This is a genomic window from Chryseobacterium sp., from assembly GCF_019236175.1.
Classification (GTDB): domain Bacteria; phylum Bacteroidota; class Bacteroidia; order Flavobacteriales; family Weeksellaceae; genus Chryseobacterium.
Genome location: NZ_JAFAJM010000015.1, coordinates 14,184 through 31,445 on the forward strand (window position 1 = coordinate 14,184; position 17,262 = coordinate 31,445).

At 37.7% G+C, this 17,262-nt stretch carries 17 protein-coding genes and 1 riboswitch; of the genes, 6 read left to right on the forward strand and 11 right to left on the reverse strand.

Annotated elements, in window-relative coordinates:
- The first annotated feature begins 63 nt into the window (after nt 1-63).
- Complete coding sequence (locus tag JO178_RS13125; RefSeq protein ID WP_291936478.1) at nt 64-669, forward strand: alpha-ketoglutarate-dependent dioxygenase AlkB; 606 nt, start codon at nt 64-66, stop codon at nt 667-669.
- A 57-nt stretch (nt 670-726) separates the two neighbouring features.
- Here JO178_RS13125 and JO178_RS13130 read toward each other — a convergent pair whose 3' ends face one another.
- On the reverse strand, nt 727-3,105 hold the full coding sequence (locus JO178_RS13130; protein ID WP_291936481.1) for a TonB-dependent receptor: 2,379 nt from the start codon (nt 3,103-3,105) through the stop codon (nt 727-729).
- Nucleotides 3,106-3,274: 169 nt separating this feature from the next.
- Entirely contained in the window at nt 3,275-3,559 is a 285-nt protein-coding gene (locus JO178_RS13135; protein WP_291936483.1) for a hypothetical protein, read from the reverse strand.
- Nucleotides 3,560-3,985: 426 nt separating this feature from the next.
- Here JO178_RS13135 and JO178_RS13140 point away from each other — a divergent pair, with 426 nt between their 5' ends.
- Nucleotides 3,986-4,768 (forward strand): LexA family transcriptional regulator, encoded by a 783-nt coding sequence (locus tag JO178_RS13140; RefSeq protein ID WP_291936487.1) that lies wholly within the window; start codon nt 3,986-3,988, stop codon nt 4,766-4,768.
- 82 nt (nt 4,769-4,850) lie between these two features.
- Here the strand turns inward: JO178_RS13140 and xth are convergent, their stop codons facing one another.
- The 5 genes from xth to msrB all read right to left on the reverse strand — a co-directional run bounded on the left by xth (nt 4,851) and on the right by msrB (nt 8,706).
- Nucleotides 4,851-5,627, reverse strand: a complete 777-nt coding sequence (gene xth / locus JO178_RS13145; protein ID WP_291936491.1) for an exodeoxyribonuclease III — start codon at nt 5,625-5,627, stop codon at nt 4,851-4,853.
- Between the two features lie 234 nt (nt 5,628-5,861).
- Nucleotides 5,862-6,677: a ferritin-like domain-containing protein gene (locus JO178_RS13150; protein WP_291936495.1), complete on the reverse strand. Its 816-nt coding sequence runs from the start codon at nt 6,675-6,677 to the stop codon at nt 5,862-5,864.
- A 24-nt stretch (nt 6,678-6,701) separates the two neighbouring features.
- Entirely contained in the window at nt 6,702-7,415 is a 714-nt protein-coding gene (locus JO178_RS13155; protein ID WP_291936498.1) for a ferritin-like domain-containing protein, read from the reverse strand.
- A gap of 83 nt (nt 7,416-7,498) precedes the next feature.
- Complete coding sequence (locus tag JO178_RS13160; protein ID WP_291936501.1) at nt 7,499-8,068, reverse strand: fasciclin domain-containing protein; 570 nt, start codon at nt 8,066-8,068, stop codon at nt 7,499-7,501.
- A gap of 116 nt (nt 8,069-8,184) precedes the next feature.
- Entirely contained in the window at nt 8,185-8,706 is a 522-nt protein-coding gene (msrB, locus tag JO178_RS13165) for a peptide-methionine (R)-S-oxide reductase MsrB (RefSeq protein WP_291936504.1), read from the reverse strand.
- 87 nt (nt 8,707-8,793) lie between these two features.
- Between msrB and JO178_RS13170 the strand changes: the two genes are divergently transcribed.
- Together JO178_RS13170 and JO178_RS13175 are read left to right on the forward strand one after the other, a co-directional pair.
- Nucleotides 8,794-9,363 (forward strand): sigma-70 family RNA polymerase sigma factor, encoded by a 570-nt coding sequence (locus tag JO178_RS13170; RefSeq protein WP_291936506.1) that lies wholly within the window; start codon nt 8,794-8,796, stop codon nt 9,361-9,363.
- Between the two features lies 1 nt (nt 9,364).
- Nucleotides 9,365-10,171, forward strand: coding sequence for an anti-sigma factor (locus tag JO178_RS13175; RefSeq protein WP_291936508.1), 807 nt, complete (start codon nt 9,365-9,367; stop codon nt 10,169-10,171).
- Nucleotides 10,172-10,349: 178 nt separating this feature from the next.
- On the opposite strand, the gene JO178_RS13180 is transcribed toward JO178_RS13175, so the two are convergent.
- The 3 genes from JO178_RS13180 to JO178_RS13190 all read right to left on the reverse strand — a co-directional run bounded on the left by JO178_RS13180 (nt 10,350) and on the right by JO178_RS13190 (nt 13,368).
- On the reverse strand, nt 10,350-11,744 hold the full coding sequence (locus JO178_RS13180; protein ID WP_291936511.1) for an alkaline phosphatase: 1,395 nt from the start codon (nt 11,742-11,744) through the stop codon (nt 10,350-10,352).
- 82 nt (nt 11,745-11,826) lie between these two features.
- Nucleotides 11,827-13,026, reverse strand: a complete 1,200-nt coding sequence (locus JO178_RS13185) for a GTP-binding protein (RefSeq protein WP_291936514.1) — start codon at nt 13,024-13,026, stop codon at nt 11,827-11,829.
- A gap of 3 nt (nt 13,027-13,029) precedes the next feature.
- Nucleotides 13,030-13,368, reverse strand: coding sequence for a MerC domain-containing protein (locus JO178_RS13190; RefSeq protein WP_291936517.1), 339 nt, complete (start codon nt 13,366-13,368; stop codon nt 13,030-13,032).
- Nucleotides 13,369-13,454: 86 nt separating this feature from the next.
- On the opposite strand from JO178_RS13190, the gene JO178_RS13195 reads away from it, so the two are divergent.
- Entirely contained in the window at nt 13,455-13,844 is a 390-nt protein-coding gene (locus tag JO178_RS13195; RefSeq protein ID WP_291936520.1) for a transcriptional repressor, read from the forward strand.
- A gap of 74 nt (nt 13,845-13,918) precedes the next feature.
- On the opposite strand, the gene metE is transcribed toward JO178_RS13195, so the two are convergent.
- The gene (gene metE, locus JO178_RS13200; RefSeq protein WP_291936523.1) at nt 13,919-16,219 is read right to left on the reverse strand and encodes a 5-methyltetrahydropteroyltriglutamate--homocysteine S-methyltransferase; all 2,301 of its coding nucleotides are present in this window, start codon (nt 16,217-16,219) and stop codon (nt 13,919-13,921) included.
- 177 nt (nt 16,220-16,396) lie between these two features.
- Nucleotides 16,397-16,582: riboswitch (cobalamin riboswitch) on the reverse strand.
- 201 nt (nt 16,583-16,783) lie between these two features.
- On the opposite strand from metE, the gene JO178_RS13205 reads away from it, so the two are divergent.
- Nucleotides 16,784-17,245 carry an Lrp/AsnC family transcriptional regulator gene (locus JO178_RS13205; RefSeq protein WP_291936526.1) on the forward strand — a complete coding sequence of 154 codons (462 nt, stop codon included), beginning with the start codon at nt 16,784-16,786 and terminating at the stop codon, nt 17,243-17,245.
- Nucleotides 17,246-17,262 lie beyond the last annotated feature (17 nt).

Here is a 17,262-nt window from a genome sequence, read left to right on the forward strand (position 1 = left end):
TAGATGTTGATGAATTTTGTACCGGAAAAATTAGTGCTATTCATTGTCTGTAATATTTTAAAAATGGAACAACTTAGTTTATTTAATACCGAAGAATATTATCGGTTCCCTACAGAACTTCTGGAATATACAGAAGCTTTTTTGCCTTTTCACGAGGCTTCAGAGCTGGAGAATCTTTTGATCCGGACAGCACCCTGGAAACAGAGAACACAAAAAATGTATGATAAAATGGTTTTGACTCCCCGTTTGACGGCATGGTACGGTGATGAGACCAAAACATATGAATTGGGAGGAAATCGTTTTGTTGCTAATCCATGGCTGCCGGAACTGCTGGACGTAAAAAAACGTATTGAAAAAGCTTCAGGATATTCATTTAATTCGGTATTGCTTAATTTATATCGTGATAAAAACGATTCTGTGGCATGGCATAGAGATAAAGATTCTGAGCTTGGAAACCGGCCGGTGATTGCTTCTGTGAGCCTTGGACAGGTAAGGAATTTTGATTTCAGAAAAGTAGATGATCACTCCAATACATACAGCCTGCCTCTTCAACATGGCTCTTTACTGATTATGAAAGGAGATCTTCAGGTCTATTGGGAACATCGCATTGCCAAGTCAGTACTGCCCATGAAGCCAAGAATTAATATGACTTTCAGATTAGTTAAATAAAAACCGCTGTTATCTGCAGGGTGTATTTTTACAGATAACAGCGAATTAATGTATTTATCATATTCTTATTTTCACGCCGACGGAAATATTAATTCCGGCGAGTGGACTGAGGAATTTAAGCTGCGAATTCTGAAGTCTTGCTTCTGTGTTCAATAAATTGTTTCCTAAAATATAATACTCTATACTTCCCATTTTCAGGCTGGTATCTTCATAAGAAATGCGGACATTTAGTAGTGAAAATGCAGACATAGGAAGCTCGGGGTTGATATTTTTGCCAAGATATTTTTGTTTCATATAATGATCTAAAGCAATATTAAAGTTCAGCCTCTGAACGGTTCCGCTAATATTGAAACCAAAACGACTGGTAGGCATATTGGGCATATAATCCCCGTCACTCCACTTTCTTATGGAGCTGTCAGCCGTACTGATATTTCTGACCAGATCATAATATGAACCTATTTCCCATTTACCGAATTGACGAAGATCCATTTTATATACTGCTTCAGCTTCTATACCATTGATTTCAGTATCGTCGGAACGCCATTCTTTGACCAGAAAAACCTCCCGTGAAATTCCTGTATGAGCGAGGTAGATATAGTTTTTATACAATGTATGGTACCAGTTGGCGGATATCCTGATGTTTTTTAAATTAAGTCCACCGCCGATTTCCCAGGTTTTTGCCGTTTCTTTATCCAGTCTGTCATCTCCGTTTTCTTCCGTAAGGATCGCAAAATGATTATTTCCGGCATACAATTCATTGACTTCCGGTGCTCTTTCTGAATGATTATACTGAACTTTCAGAAAAGCCTTTTTAAAAATATTCCATTGAGCAGCCGTATGAAACTGATGAAGAGTGAAGTCCCTTGCCATAAGGTTGCCTCCTGAAAGCCCACGACTTCTGATATATTTTGGATCGGCCTCTGCCCTTCGCTGTACATGATCATTCCTGTATCCCAAATCAAATTCAAGAAAATTGAAATTAAGATGCTGCATGGTGAATAGACCGATTTCACGACTGATATTATTGGGAAGATATCTTTGGGTTCCGTTGCCCTCCAGCTCTCTGTACTGCACTTCAGTACCGATGGATCCTGTTAAAAATTTCAGTTTTTGCAGGGTTATTTCCAGGCGGCCGTTATGTTGCTGTACATGAAACTGATTAGCTTTATAACGGTCCAGAAGTTCCGAATTTTTTGAAAATACCCCCATATAACTAAGTTTTATACCGGAAATCGGAGAATGTTTGAATTGATATCCTGTTTCCAGCATGACTTTATGAGATAAGCTTTTTATATTGATTGGCAGATAATCAATTTTCTTCTGTGGTTTTCCATGGGAATGTTGCGGTATTTTCGGAAGCGCATAACCGGGAACTCCAAAATAAGAATAGGAGTTTTGATAAGCTCCTCCTATATAAAATGACTGCCCGATATAACTGGTGCCTGCATAAAAAGAATTACTTTCCGAATGACTGTTCGGAATAACACCGTCCTGTATCGGAACATTATCTTTAATGCTGTTGATTTCACTTTTGTAGCGGTCTTTTGTAGGATCCTGCCCCGGAATATACTTGTCGTTTTTAGGGTTAGGATAATATTTTCCGTCTGAAGGATTATAATAAGTAGGACTGAAGGTGTAGACATCGTCTTGTGAAAGCTCGTATTCAACCATATGATCTATTGCAAATTGACTGAGGTAAGGAAATAAGCTGATGTTCAGTACATTTCTTGAATTTACATCCAGTTGGCAAAGAGACTGAAGGATACTGTTAAATCCTACAAGGTTCGGATCGTAGCATCTGCTGTCTTTAGATTTTCCCGGTATCCGGACGATTTCCTGCTTTTGATTGGATCCTCCTAGGGTCCAGATCCAGTTTTTGGTAATGCTACCTTTGGCTGAGAATGCCTGTTTCTGTCCACTATTGCTTCCGCCTTCAAGAAGCGCCTGAAGATTCAGCTTTTTTGTGGGAAGCTGCCGTGGAATAAAGTTGGTTTCAATATCCACAGCTCCGCCTATCGCTTTTCCGCCATACAAGACTGCTGCCGAGCTCTTATAAATAGTGATACTCTGAACATTGTCCATTTGGATATCCGTATTGAAATCAGGACTTATCCCTGAAAGATCATGAACTGCCGTACCATTTTCGAGGATTCTTACTCTGTTTCCGCTCAGACTTCTGATAACCGGGGCTCCGGAATTGGGGCCGTATCCTGAGTTTTGAATCCCGGGGATTTTACTAAGAGTTTCTCCCAGTGTTTTGGATTGGATAACATCCAGAGTTGTTCTTGGAATATTTACTACATCCCGGTTCATTTTCCCCTGTATCCGTATGGATTCTATATCCTGAACTGTTTTTCCGGAAATTTCCTGAGCCTTCAAAACAGAATGATAAGAAATTAGAGACCCACCCATCAAAAAAATAACTGCTTTCTTCATATATACTTGCTTTACTAATCCGGCAAAGCTAGATAATTAATTTTATTAAAGCAACTTTGTTGCGTTAAAGAAAGCATTTATTTTATAAAATATAAGTCATCTGAATGCATAAAAAAACCGCTCTTAAAAAGAGCGGTATAATACTTTTTTAACTTTTAATGCTTACTTCTTAGCAAGTAGTACCACAGTTAAGTAATCTGATGTGGATTACACCATTGATTACACACTGAGTCTGGCATAATGTCTGTCCTACTAAAGTACCGGTAGCTCCTAGAGCTCCACCTACTGTAGAACCTACTCCACCAACTACTCCACCAACGATAGTACCCACACCACCAACTACTCCTCCGATTACACCACCTAGACCTCCGATTAGGCCTCCGATTGGATCAAGTAATCCGTTTCCTGAAATAGTTTTTAATTCGTTTCTGTCTAATTTTTTTAAGTTTTTCATAACTATAATTTTATATGATTAATACATCTCGAAGATAGGAATAATATTCATATAATGGTATCTTTTTTTGAAAAAATTAATAAAACATTTATATAATTTAATATTTCATTAATATAAAGGTTATTTTATAAAAAAATCATTTAGCTTTATATCTGGTTGATTTTCTAAAAGTTAAAAAACATATGTCAAATTAATAAATTTGGAGTTATTAATTTTAAATCAAATATTGTTTTTTAATGAATATTCTTCAAATGCTATGAAGCTTGGTTTTAGGAAGGAATTTGCGGGAAAATGAATGCTTTTTTGAACTGAGAAATTGCTGAAATTGCTGTTAAAAATTCAATTTTCCAAATTTCCTCTGGTAAAACGTTCTCTGATTATTGATAACGGGCCCAAATTTTGTATTTTTGTGGCATATTTCTATCAATGTCAATTTTTTCAAATAATATACGCTTTTTAAGAGCCAGGAGAAAACTCTCCCAACAAAATGTAGCCGATGAATTAGCGATTTCCAGAGTAAGATATTCTAAATATGAGAACGGAATATCCGAGCCGCCTATTGAGCTTCTGATCAGGATATCCAAATATTTTCACGTCAGTATCGATCTTCTTTTATCTGTAGATATAGAAAAACATCCGATGGATGATATGCTAAAGCTTCCGGATAACAGAATTGTACTTCCGGTAGCAGTAGATAATTATGGAAATGATACTATAGAAATTATTCCTCAGAAAGCATCTATGGGATATCTTGAAGGGTATAGTGATATAGAATATATTGAAAGTCTTCAGCGGATCGCCCTTCCGTTTTTAAATAATGGAAAATACAGAGCCTTCCCTGCTGATGGAGATTCTATGCCACCCTTTAGAAGCGGATCTTATATTGTAGGAAAATACGTAGAAGGAATCAACGAATTAAAGCCCGGAAAAACATACGTTTTTGTGACTTTAAATGACGGGATTACTTACAAGCGTTTTAAAGAAAGAAAAGAAAATGCAATCAGTGTAAGCGCTGATAACTCATTTTATGAACCTTATGATATTCCGTTTGAGGAGGTGGTAGAGATCTGGCAGTATGCTTCAGGAATTTTTCCGGAAGACTTTGAACCCGGAGATTATGAAAGCTATAATTTTAAAGAAATGTTCCGTGAAATAAGACAGGATATCAGAGAACTTGACCGTAAAGTTGCCGGACGACGACGAAAATGAGCCTGATCAGGATCTTAATTATATATAATGAATACTGCCGGTTCGCTTTAAGAACCGGCAGTATTTGTAGTAAAAGTGTATATCAATCTCGGTCCAGCTGAATCCAAACCGGAGCATGGTCGCTGCTCTTTTCCCATCCCCGGACATGGGTGTCTACTCCACCCGATTTGAGCTGAGAACTTAGATAAGGACTTAATAAAATATGATCCAGCCGTATTCCTGCATTCCGGTCGTAAGCCTTGTATAAATAATCCCAGAAAGTATAGATCTTATCATCAGGATAAAGCTTCCGGATGGAATCCAGCCAGCCTTTTTTCTGCAGTTCCTTATATGCTTTTCTGACTTCGGTTCTGTACAGGGCGTCATTTTCCCAGCGTTCAGGCCTGTACACGTCTTCAGGCTCAGGAATAATGTTGAAATCTCCGATTAGAATTGCCGGAAGTTCCATCCTGATCAGTTCATCGGCTCTTTTTTTTAGACGTTTAATCCATGAGAGTTTATAATCGAATTTAGGTCCCGGATAAGGATTTCCATTAGGAAGATAAAAACAGCATATCACCATCTGATCAACAATAGCTTCCAGATATCTGCTTTGAAGGTCTTCATCATCCCCTGGTAAAGACCGTTGTACTTCTGTGATTTCCAGATTTTTAGTCAGTATTGCAACTCCGTTCCAGCTTTTCTGCCCTTTCCATAAGGCCTGATAGCCTGCTTCATTGATTTCTTTTACAGGAAAGCGTTCCTGGGGAGCCTTAAGTTCCTGAAGACATACCATATCAGGCGATGCTTCTTTAAGCCACTGTAAGAGTACGGGGAGCCGACCGTTAACTCCGTTGACATTATAGGTTGCTATTTTCATCGTGAATCTGTTAAGATAAAGGGTATTTTATAAGCGGCAATAAGTATTCCGTTTATACATTATAAAATGCAGTGTAACGGATTACAATAAAAAAGTACCATATCTGATTATATGGTACTTACGAAAAAAATCGCTGAATATGTGTTTTTTTAAGGCCTGAACGAATCATCAAATAGTTTGTGATAAAAGCCCTTTTCCGGCATACCCGGAAAAGGGCACACCATTCAATCACAACTATACAATGAACAGGGATGCGATAGTCTGGGCATCGCTGCCACTTAATATCTCGTCATAAGCTGCAGATCCTGCTGCAGCACCAAATAAGGTAGATGTATTGTATCCGGCTTGATTTACATTATCTTCTCCGGCATAGACAGGATTTGTGGCTGAAGGCATATTTCCTCCGTCGGCAAGCTCTATCCAGCCTTTATTACCCCGCATTCTTCTCACCTGTGAGGCATGTCTTGCTTCAACGGAATGGATCTGCAAAGCGGCCTGGAGGACTACTTTGTTGGACATTACATTTCCTGCCTGTCCTTTATATGCTCTTACTCCAGTATCTTCAAAAGCCTGAGACAGGATAAGAAACTGATTATAATCGGTAAATGGAGAAAATTTACCATTTGATGTAAAGTCAAAAGTAGGTTTATTACCGGGGGTTGTCCCTAAAGAAGTAAGGGTGCTTTTCAGAAAACTGACATGAGCAGATTCGTGTTTGGAAATTTGCATAAAAACAGTTCTGTCTGCATTGGGAATTAATCCGGGCGTAGATAATCCGATACTATAGTATTCATTTTCAAGATATTCCAGTACTAATGCCAGTTGTAAGGCATCAGTCAGGGTACTTTTTAAAGCTGTTCCGGTTATTTGTGTATTGACAGGTTCTGCTTTTGCTGACGTAGCCATTAAGGTTCCTAATCCAAGAGGAACGGCTGCTGCCGCTGCTTTTTTACCAAATACAGACAGATTGGAAATTGTTTCCAGTCGTGATGCTTCTGTTGTGAAAAACTTATCGTGAGAAAGCTTATCTAATAGTTTAAGAATGTTCATAATACAAGTTTTTAAGATGAATGATTAATTGATACCTCTTTCTTTCCATGTAAAGCGGGTTTTAATAAACCCTCCGGCGGCCATTACAATATCCTTCGGCTCTTTGGCAACATCAAGCCCATTGGCGTCCACAACATCATCTCCTGAAAAATCAGCAGATCCGGGGTTGATAAGATTTCTGATCGCGGAGGCATGTCTGGCTTCTACGGAAACTATTTTCCCTGCAATAACCAGATAAGCTGCATTGGTAATGTATTTTCCGGCACCATTATAGGCTGCTACTCCGGTATCTTCCAGTGCTTTTGCTGTCGCCAGTACAGAATTTCTGTCGTTAAAGTTTACATTGGGGTACTGGAATTCGAGTTTGGGAAGTACATTTTGAGTAGCACTGCTGATGGCTGCTTTAAAAAAGTCTCTGTGAATCACCTCGTGATGATAAAGGTCTGTAAATACCTCTTTTTCAATACTGGAAATTCCGGTATAAAAATTATTAACGACTTTGGTATAAAAATCGGCTTCAAGCTGCTCAAGAGCATAGGCATAATTTAAAATTCCTACATCACCTGTGCCTAAATCAAAAATCTGGCTGTTATCGATCATCTGAAAATCATTATCATCGTCACAACCTATCACGGTAAGCCCTGCAATGGCCAGTCCTACTCCACTCAGTTTTAAAAAGTTTCTTCTGCTTGTATCAAGAGTTGCTCCCTGATTAGAAACATGAATCGTTTTTTTCATAATATTAATTTTTAAGTGTTTGATTACGGGATAAGAATAAAAAAACAGCATATTGAAAACATGCTGTTTTATCTTTTCAGGATCTATGGCATTAAAACAGTATCGATAACATGGATCACTCCGTTGGACTGATTCACATCGGCAATTGTTACTTTGGCATTATTTCCTTTGGCATCTTTTATATAAAGGTCTTTTCCTTTTGTCCAGAATGTAAGCTCTTCACCCTGCACTGTTTTCATCATGCTTTTTCCGTTTCCGGCTTTTACGGCGGCCCATATTTCTTTAGCACTGTATTTTCCCGGAAGAACATGATAGGTTAAAATGCTTGTAAGCATTGCTTTATTCTCAGGTTTCACAAGATTCTCTACGGTTCCTTTCGGAAGTTTTGCAAATGCGGCATCTGTAGGTGCCAATACGGTGAAGGGGCCTTTTCCTTCTAATGTTTCTACGAGTCCTGCTGCTTTTACAGCGGCTACAAGTGTTTTGTGGTCTTTAGAGTTTACTGCGTTTTCAATAATGTTTTTAGAAGGATACATCATAGCGCCTCCTACCATTACTGTTTTTTCTTTCATCGTTTGTGCAGTTACCTTCCCGCCGAAAGCGAATGATAAAGCTACCATTGCTAAAACTGTGATTTTTGATCGTGTGTTCATTGTATTATTTTTTAAAATTAGTTATTGGTAATTTGTGTTCTTACTGTCATTTACGAGCCCGGTTTTATTTTAGATTGAAAAAAAATAAAAAAAATATTTAAATCACTGCAAATCAGTTATTTATTTTTTCGCATCGGAATAAAATCAAGGCATACAGAGTTCATGCAAAACCTTTTTCCGGTTGGTTTGGGACCGTCATCAAACATATGTCCGAGATGAGAACCACATCTGCCGCATAAAACTTCAGTGCGGGTCATATTGTAAGAAGTATCTTTTCTGTATTGGACACTGTTTTTACGGACCGGCTGATAAAACGAAGGCCATCCACAGGTTGTAGCAAATTTGGAAGTTGAAAGAAACAGGGCATTTCCACAGACTGCGCAATAATAAGTTCCTCTTTCATCAAACTCATCGTATTTTCCGGTGAATGCCGTTTCTGTAGCTCCTTCTCTTGCCACCTGGTAGAGTTCGGGTTTTAAAATCTTTTTCCATTCTGAATTACTTACTTTCAGTGGATTTACTGCGGTATGTGAGTAATAAGGATTTTTAATTTTAAAATGATCCGACTGAGCTTTATAATTTCCGCTGATTATCGCAGCAGAGACTAGCAGAATTGCTTTTAATATTAAATTTTTCATATTTATTTTCTTATATTTTCCTTAAAATCATATACGAAACAAAAGATGATCAGGTTTTTGTTGAGTATATATATAATTTTATTACATTTGGGTAGAAAAACAAAAGCTATTAAAACAACTTATACGGAAGAGGAACTTATCGTTTTACTCAAAGAAAAAAACGAAAATGGTTTTCATTATTTATATGACCATTATTCCGGTGCGTTGTATGGGATTATCCTTCGTATTGTTCAGTCTAAAGAATATACTGAAGAGGTTATTCAGGATGTTTTTGTTAAAATATGGAATTCTATCCATCAATATGATTCTTCTAAAGGGCGGTTTTATACCTGGATGATAAATATTGCCAGAAATACGGCAATAGATTATTTAAAATCAAAAGGATTTCAAAATGAACTTAAAAACCAACCGCTTCCCGATTTCGTATATAATTCTGCGGAACTTTCCACGACCGATAATTCATCCGACTATATCGGTTTCAATAATGTGCTTGGAGGTCTGGAAGTAGATAAACAGGAACTGATCAATATGGCTTATTATCAGGGGTATACCCAACACGAAATCTCTGAAAAGCTGAAGATACCGCTGGGAACGGTAAAGACTAAAATGCGGAATGCGCTGATGAAATTAAAGGATTTGTTAAAAGATTATCAATAAATTGAACACTAAAGAATACATATCATCCGGGATCATAGAATCTTATATTCTAGGGCATGCTTCTTCTGAGGAAGCAGGTATTTTGGAGTGTGTGATGAAGAATAATGCTGAAGTAAAAGAAGCTTTTGAAGAAGCTCAGAAAACTTTGGAATATCTGGCTACTGTTCAGGCAGTAACACCTCCGAATGATTTGAAATCTAAGATCTGGAATAAAATTCAACAGGAACAATCTGTTGAGGAAATACCTTCTATTCCGATACAAACTCCTGTAACAAACGACCAGAGAGAAATTAAAAAGCAGGGAAATAACATCTGGAAAACCTATGCAGCAGCAGCCTCTGTCTTGCTTCTAGTAAGTATTGCAGGAAATTTATTTTGGATGAACAGTCAGTCTGCAAACCAACAGGAAATGACGAAACTGATAGCAGAAAAACAGACTCAGGATGCAGCGATGCAAAAGATAAACGTGAAGTTAGATATGTTTTCTAATCCGGATATGCAGATGGTAATGTTAAAAGGGGTGGAAAAACATCAGGATGCAAAAGCAATGGTATTTTGGGATAAAAAGACAAAAGCCGTGTATCTTAATGCTGAAAAGTTACCAAAAGCTCCGGAAGGCATGCAGTATCAGCTTTGGGCAATTGAAGACGGAAAACCGGTTAGTGCGGGAATGTATACGCTGGATAAAGACAGTCAGATTGCATTGGCTACTGTTCCAAAAGCACAGGCTTTTGCCATTACTCTTGAAAAAGAAGGCGGAAGTACCGTCCCTACTATGGAAAATATGTATGTAATGGGAGGAGTATAGTTGTATTCCCCATATAATAAAGAAAAAGAGGTCCGCAAGTACCTCTTTTTTTGTAAGGTGAGTGTAATATAAAAAAACAGACTACTTAAGTATTGATTATCATTACTTTTGAGTAGTCTGTTCTAAAAAACCTGAATAAAAATGTTAAATGTGTGTGTTAAAAAAAATAATTTCCGGTTTATATCGGTGATGCTTTGAGCATTAAGTCATGTAAATCTGTATTTTTAATAAAAGGCTGTAAAGATTCACTTCCGGGGCCATAGGCTGCCGCTTCCACATAATCCCCCGAATGATCCATACTGATCCAGCCCACAGAATTTCGGCTTTTCTGGATATCGGAATACAGCTTGAAAGGCAGTTTTTTATAATTATAAAGTCCTTCTTCTTTTTCAAGGCCGTTGTAAAAACTCAGCAAATGTTTGGCTTCCTCATCATTCAGGGCAAGTTTGTTTCCTTCGTAGATCCAGTCTTTAATGTCTTTCAGAGAAAAGTCTTTATGAATCTTATTCAGTATATACTCATTTGTATATTTATAATCTGAAATGCTGTTGAAATTTTTGGTAGCGTCTGCTCCATAGATTGTTCCCGGATTGGCATTCCCATGATCGGTTGTAATAATGACGAGTGTATTTCCGTCTTTTTCGGCAAAATCAAGTACCGTTTTTATAGCTTCATCGAAGGCAAGCTGATCGTGAATTAAAGCAGCTACATCATTGGCATGTGCAGACCAGTCTACTTTTCCGCCTTCTATCTGAAGAACGAATCCTCCCGGATGATCTTTCATCTGGTCAATAGCTGTTTTAGCCATATCTGCCAATGTAGGTGTATTTTTAAAATCAGCAAGGTGGGTTCTGTCAATACTGTACGGAAGTGCTCCTGTATTGAAAATTCCTAATATTTTTTCTCCCTTTTTCAGGTTTTGAAGATCAGTACGTTCTTTAAGCACCTGATATCCTTTTTTCCTGTAAACGGCATAGAGATCTTTTTTATCTTCCCGTTTTTCAGGATTAAGGAATTCATCTCCTCCGCCCATTAAAACGTCTAATCCCAGTTCAGCATACATTTCTGCAATCTGAGGCTCTGCATTTCGCTGGGCAGAATTAACACAGAATCCTGCAGGGGTAGCATGGGTAATTGTTACTGTTGTCACACAACCGGCTTTCTTTCCTGCATTTTTAAATTTTTGCCATATAGGAAGGTGCTTTTCACCATTAGCTCCTATATTAAGTACTCCGTTTTTCACTCTGATTCCGCCGCCGAAAGCTGAACTGGCTGCTGCCGAATCGGTGACTATCGAACTGGCTGAAGCGGTATCCATTAATGCCCGTGTCACTTTTTTCTCATGATAGAGATTCATCCAGTTGCTTTGTTTGCCTAAAATATTTCTTGAATACAGATCTGCCATTGAAAGTGTTCCCAGGCTCATTCCGTCGCTCACCATAAATATGATATTTTTTGCGTTTCCGTTATGCTGGTTTTCTACTCTCTTATTTGAACTCCATAATTCAAGAGGAGAAATTGTAAAAAGTCCGGATAATAATGCTGATCCTTTTAGAAATTTACGTCTGTCCATATCCTATAAAAATAATGCTGCAAGTTATTGTATTTATCATTCTATCGTAACTATGTTGCATTAATTAAAAGTTAATTTTTATTTAAATATTATCAGGAAAGGGGTCCTGGAATTTTTTTTTCTGATTAAACAGTTTTTCTTCTTTATTATCAATAAGACAATCCTGAAGATCCTGTTGCATTTGTTCCTTATCCAGATGCTGCCCGATAAAAACAAGCTCATTGATTCTGTCACCCCAGTTTTTATCCCATCGGCTCTCAATAAATTCCTGATTTTCTGCAAATGCTCCGTATTGTACTCTGTGGCTCAAGGGCATACTGCACCACCATACTCCAGCTTTTTCCAGACGGAAAGAACCTCCTGCCTGAGAAAAGTTCAGAGCGTCATCAGGTCTGGAGGCCAGCCAGAATAAACCTTTGGCTCTTAATGTTCCTTCAGGATAATTTTCATTAAGGTATTTCCAAAGCCTCATTGGGTGGAATGGTCTCTGATTTCTGAAAACAAATGAATTGATTCCATATTCTTCTGTTTCTGGAGTATGGTCAGACTGAAGTTCTTTTTGCCAACCCGCGGAGGATTGGGCTTTATCAAAATCAAACAATCCGGTGTTCAAAATATACTGCGGATCAATTTTACCAAACTCAGACTGAATGATACTGGCTTCCGGATTCAGTTTTTGTATGGCTGCTTTTAAAAATCCGAGGGTTTCTGAATCAATGAGATCCGTTTTGTTTAAAATGATGACATTGGCAAATTCAATCTGATCGGTAAGAAGATTGACAATTGTTCTGTAATCTCCTTCTATATTGGTAAGTTCCCGATCCGTTAATAATTCGTTGGATGAAAAATCTTTCATGAAATTGAAGCAGTCTACAACGGTAACCATGGTATCCACATAGCTGAATCGGGAAAGATCTATACCGCTTTCTTCATCAATATAAGTGAAAGTCTGGGCAACCGGAATGGGCTCACTGATTCCTGTACTTTCAATCAGCAGATAGTCAAAACGATTTTCATCGGCCAATCGTTCCACTTCCGTCATCAGATCTTCTCTGAGTGTACAGCAGATGCATCCGTTACTCATTTCCACAAGTTTTTCTTCCGTTCTTGAAAGGGTATTCTGATTTTCAATAAGGCGGGCATCAATATTTACCTCGCTCATGTCATTGACGATGACGGCCACTTTTAAACCCTGCTTATTATGCAGAATATGATTCAGTAAAGTAGTTTTCCCTGCTCCCAGAAAGCCACTGAGTACAGTTACAGGAAGTTTCTTAGTCATGGATTAATGTTTATGATTTTTAAAATTGATAATATGTGCGGTAATCAGACCTGCGGCTCCTGCATAAATAAGAGGAACATGAACTTCAAATATGAAATCGGCCAATACAGAAACAGCAATCAGGAGGATAGAAATCCAGAACAGAAACTTAAGCCAACGGTTAGCAACATGTTTCGTGACTCTGAAAACCACGACTGTTCCAATGATCAGAAAAGTCAGATCAACATAAGGATTATGGGATATTCCCAAAGGAATAATCAATAATAGCGGAAAAAGAATGCAATGAATCAAACATAAGACTGCAGCAGAGATTCCAACGGCATCAAGAATTTTTGACTTCATAAAAGGAGTTATTTAAATTTGTTATTGTAACTTTGTTGCAAAGTAAGTACAAAATTTTAAATAACGCAACTTTGTTGCAATAAAATATGAAACAAGTTAGAAATACCCATGCCAAAACAGAGATTCTGAATCTTATCAATGCTTCTGATGTAGCACTTACCCATTCTGATATTCAGAAGAAATTAGGAGATTTATGTAATAGAGTGACGATATACAGAGTATTGGAAAGGCTTGAAAATGAAGGGGCTATACATAAGATTGTGAATGTTGACGGCGTTGTGAATTTCGCAAAATGCAGTGGAAGGTGTTCCCACGAAGAGCATTTTCACAATCATGTTCATTTTAACTGCAAAGAATGTCATTCCGTTACCTGTATTGAAAATGCTATTCCTGAAATTAGTTTACCTGAACATTTTATTGCTCAGGAGTACAACTTCATCATCAGCGGAATTTGCCCGAAGTGTGCGAATGCTTAGGCAAGACGGATAAATAAAGAAAAAGCATCCCTGGAGATGCTTTTTCAGAATTATAATAAAAATAAGTGGGGTGACTATGCATATTCTGCTGAGGCCTCTTTAGCCGCTGCTACCATTGCGATAAGTGCTTTTTCAGTTTCATCCCAGTGTCTTGTTTTCAGACCACAGTCAGGATTTACCCACAGCTGATGAGCCGGAATTACATTTTGAGCTTTTCTTAAAAGCTCGATCATTTCTTCTTTGGAAGGAACTCTTGGTGAATGAATATCATACACTCCCGGACCAATTTCGTTAGGATATTTAAAATCTGCGAAAGCATTTAAGAGTTCCATTTGGGATCTTGAACATTCTATAGTAATAACATCTGCATCCATATCCGCAATATTTTCAATGATATCATTGAATTCAGAGTAGCACATGTGGGTATGGATCTGTGTAGCGTCTTCTACTCCACTTGCAGAAATTCTGAAGGCCTCTACAGCCCATTTCAGATAGTTCTGCCACTCTGCTTTTCTCAATGGGAGCCCTTCTCTGATGGCAGGTTCATCAATCTGGATAATCCGTATACCTGCTTTTTCCAGATCTACTACTTCATCACGAATAGCCAGTGCAATTTGTTTACAGGTTTCAGAACGAGGCTGATCATCACGTACAAATGACCATTGCAGGATTGTAACAGGCCCGGTTAACATTCCTTTGACCCATTTATTGGTTTGTGACTGGGCATATTGAGACCAGTATACTGTCATTGGTTCAGGGCGGGAAATATCTCCGAAAATAACGGGAGGTTTTACACAACGGCTTCCGTAGCTCTGTACCCAGCCGTTTTTCGTAAAAATAAATCCTTCCAGTTTTTCACCAAAATATTCTACCATATCGTTACGTTCAAATTCTCCGTGGACAAGGACATCAATTCCGATTTCTTCCTGCCAGCGAATGGTTCTTTGAGTTTCTTCTTTCAGTAAAATGTCATACTGTTCTGCCGTAAGCTCTCCTTTTTTGAACTGAGCCCTCCAGCTTCTTACTTCGGTAGTCTGTGGAAATGAACCTATCGTTGTTGTGGGAAATAACGGAAGCTGTAAAGCTTTTTGCTGTTCTTCTTTACGGATTTTAAAAGAATTTTTTCTTTGGGCATCTTCCTTGGTAACAGCAATTACTCTTTGTTTTACAGTATGATTATGAATCAGCGAAGATGTTTTTCTACTGGCAATCGCTTTTTTATTTTCTTCAAAATCATTAAGAATATCCTGATCTCCGGTTCCTTCAGCAATCGCTTTAAGAGTAACTACTTCTTGTACTTTCTGTTTTGCAAATGCAAGCCAGTTTTTGATTTCAGGCTGAATGCCCGTTTCAAAATCAAGATCACACGGAGAATGTAACAATGAACATGACGGAGCAATAAAAATTCTTTCTTTCCCCAGTTTTTCAGTCGCTTTTCTGATAAAGGATAAAGATTTTTCATAATCGTTTTTCCAGATGTTTCTTCCGTCTGTTATTCCTAATGAAAGACTAAGGCTTTCAGGAATCGCATGTAAAATATCCTCCAGCTGTTCAGGGTTTCTAACCAGGTCAATATGTAAGACGTCGGCAGGAATTGAAACAGCAAGAGATACATTATCCTTCAGCCCGTCAAAATAAGTAGCCATAATAAACTTCAGTTTTGGAAACTCTTTTCTAAGTTCCCTGTATACTTTCTGATAGGTTTCTTTTGCTTTTTCCGTTAAATCTAAAGTTAAAAACGGTTCGTCAAACTGAATCCATTGTGCCCCCTGATCCTGCAGTTTGGTCAGAATTTCTTTATATACCGGAAGGAGGTTTCCGGCAAGATCAAGTTTATCAAATCCTTCTTCCTTTTCCTTCCCTAAAAGAAGGTAGGAAACAGGTCCGATAATCACTGGTTTTGCATTAATTCCGGCCTGTTTTGCGCCTGAAAACTCATTGAATATTTTATCGGAAGTCAGTTTAAACTGTTGATCTTTATAGAATTCAGGAACAATGTAATGATAGTTGGTGTCAAACCATTTGGTCATCTCCATGGCTGTGATGTCCAGTCCGTCTTTCTGATATCCTCTTGCCATAGCAAAATAAAGGTCAAGTTCAGAATTGTTCTTTTTAAGAGCAACCTCATGATAACGTACCGGAATAGCCCCTACGATTAAGCTCATATCCAATACCTGATCATAATAGGAGAAATCATTACAAGGAATAAGATCTATACCTGCTTCTTTTTGGATTTTCCAGTTCTGATTGCAGATGTTTCTTCCTGCAGTAAGAAGTTCTTCCAAAACAATTTTACCTGACCAGTACTGTTCACAGGCTTTTTTCAGTTCTCTTTTGCTACCAATTCGCGGATAGCCCAGAATGTGCGTTTGCATTTTTTTTTACTTTTAATTAAACTTATTTTTTAAAAGTCCTTTGAATGCTTCGTAATGCTTTTTGAGAAAGAAGTTTTGGAAAAACAATGATATACCTGACAAAACCGTTTCATCTAACGATCAAACGTAGTTGTGCAATATATCATCTGTATGACCCAAAGCTTCAGATCGCGAAAGCATTGTCAATTCAGTAAAGGCAGGTCTCCTGACTTGTAACCGTTTTTGTCGTCCTTCCCGCTTTTGGCAGTGGATCACAAGGACAAAAACCTTTGATATGTTACTTACAGTTGCGCGACAGCTCGTGATTTGCACACGATTCCCTATTAATTTACCTTACGTAAAACCTTTTCTGTCTGATGAAGTATTTATAAAGAACTATTCTTTATTCAATTGTATCCTCCTGTTTTTATGGTAGGAGATTTTAATTTTGTGTAAAATTACAAATACAGAATATATTAGAAATCAATTAGAGCGAATAAAGCAAATAAAGCTTTATTTATTGTATATTACAGGATATTATTCTGTATATTTGATTTGAATTAACATTAAAAAGAATAATATCCTGTGGAACATCTTGATGATAAAGATATACAGCTTCTGAGACTCCTTCAGAAAAACGCAAAACTTACGGTAAAAGAACTTGCCAAAGAAATTAATCTTTCTCCTTCACCGGTTTTTGAGCGGGTAAAACGTCTTGAACAGGAAGGATATGTAAGAAAATATGCTGCCGTTCTGGATCCTGATAAGCTCAATCGGGGGTTTACGGTATTTTGTCAGATCAAACTCAAAATCCATGACCGGTCGATAGGCTATGATTTTGTTAATGAAATTATTGAAATTGAAGAAGTTGCGGAATGTTATAATATTTCCGGAGACTTTGATTTCCTGCTGAAAGTTCAGGTTCGCGATATGAAACATTATCAGGATTTTGTATTCAACAAACTGGGTTCTGTAGATTCCATCGGGAGTACTCACAGTACCTTTGTAATGGCAGAAGTAAAAAATAATCACGGATTAACCATCTGACACAAAAAGAGGGTGAC

Bases quoted from the DNA above. Each gene is read 5' to 3' on its own strand.
- JO178_RS13135 (WP_291936483.1), bottom strand. From the start codon at position 3,559: ATGAAAAACTTAAAAAAATTAGACAGAAACGAATTAAAAACTATTTCA.
- JO178_RS13185 (WP_291936514.1), bottom strand. From the start codon at position 13,026: ATGACTAAGAAACTTCCTGTAACTGTACTCAGTGGCTTTCTGGGAGCA.
- JO178_RS13150 (WP_291936495.1), bottom strand. From the start codon at position 6,677: ATGAACATTCTTAAACTATTAGATAAGCTTTCTCACGATAAGTTTTTC.
- JO178_RS13180 (WP_291936511.1), bottom strand. From the start codon at position 11,744: ATGGACAGACGTAAATTTCTAAAAGGATCAGCATTATTATCCGGACTT.
- msrB (WP_291936504.1), bottom strand. From the start codon at position 8,706: ATGAAAAATTTAATATTAAAAGCAATTCTGCTAGTCTCTGCTGCGATA.
- metE (WP_291936523.1), bottom strand. From the start codon at position 16,219: ATGCAAACGCACATTCTGGGCTATCCGCGAATTGGTAGCAAAAGAGAA.
- JO178_RS13155 (WP_291936498.1), bottom strand. From the start codon at position 7,415: ATGAAAAAAACGATTCATGTTTCTAATCAGGGAGCAACTCTTGATACA.
- JO178_RS13160 (WP_291936501.1), bottom strand. From the start codon at position 8,068: ATGAACACACGATCAAAAATCACAGTTTTAGCAATGGTAGCTTTATCA.
- xth (WP_291936491.1), bottom strand. From the start codon at position 5,627: ATGAAAATAGCAACCTATAATGTCAACGGAGTTAACGGTCGGCTCCCC.
- JO178_RS13195 (WP_291936520.1), top strand. From the start codon at position 13,455: ATGAAACAAGTTAGAAATACCCATGCCAAAACAGAGATTCTGAATCTT.
- JO178_RS13140 (WP_291936487.1), top strand. From the start codon at position 3,986: ATGTCAATTTTTTCAAATAATATACGCTTTTTAAGAGCCAGGAGAAAA.
- JO178_RS13125 (WP_291936478.1), top strand. From the start codon at position 64: ATGGAACAACTTAGTTTATTTAATACCGAAGAATATTATCGGTTCCCT.
- JO178_RS13190 (WP_291936517.1), bottom strand. From the start codon at position 13,368: ATGAAGTCAAAAATTCTTGATGCCGTTGGAATCTCTGCTGCAGTCTTA.
- JO178_RS13130 (WP_291936481.1), bottom strand. From the start codon at position 3,105: ATGAAGAAAGCAGTTATTTTTTTGATGGGTGGGTCTCTAATTTCTTAT.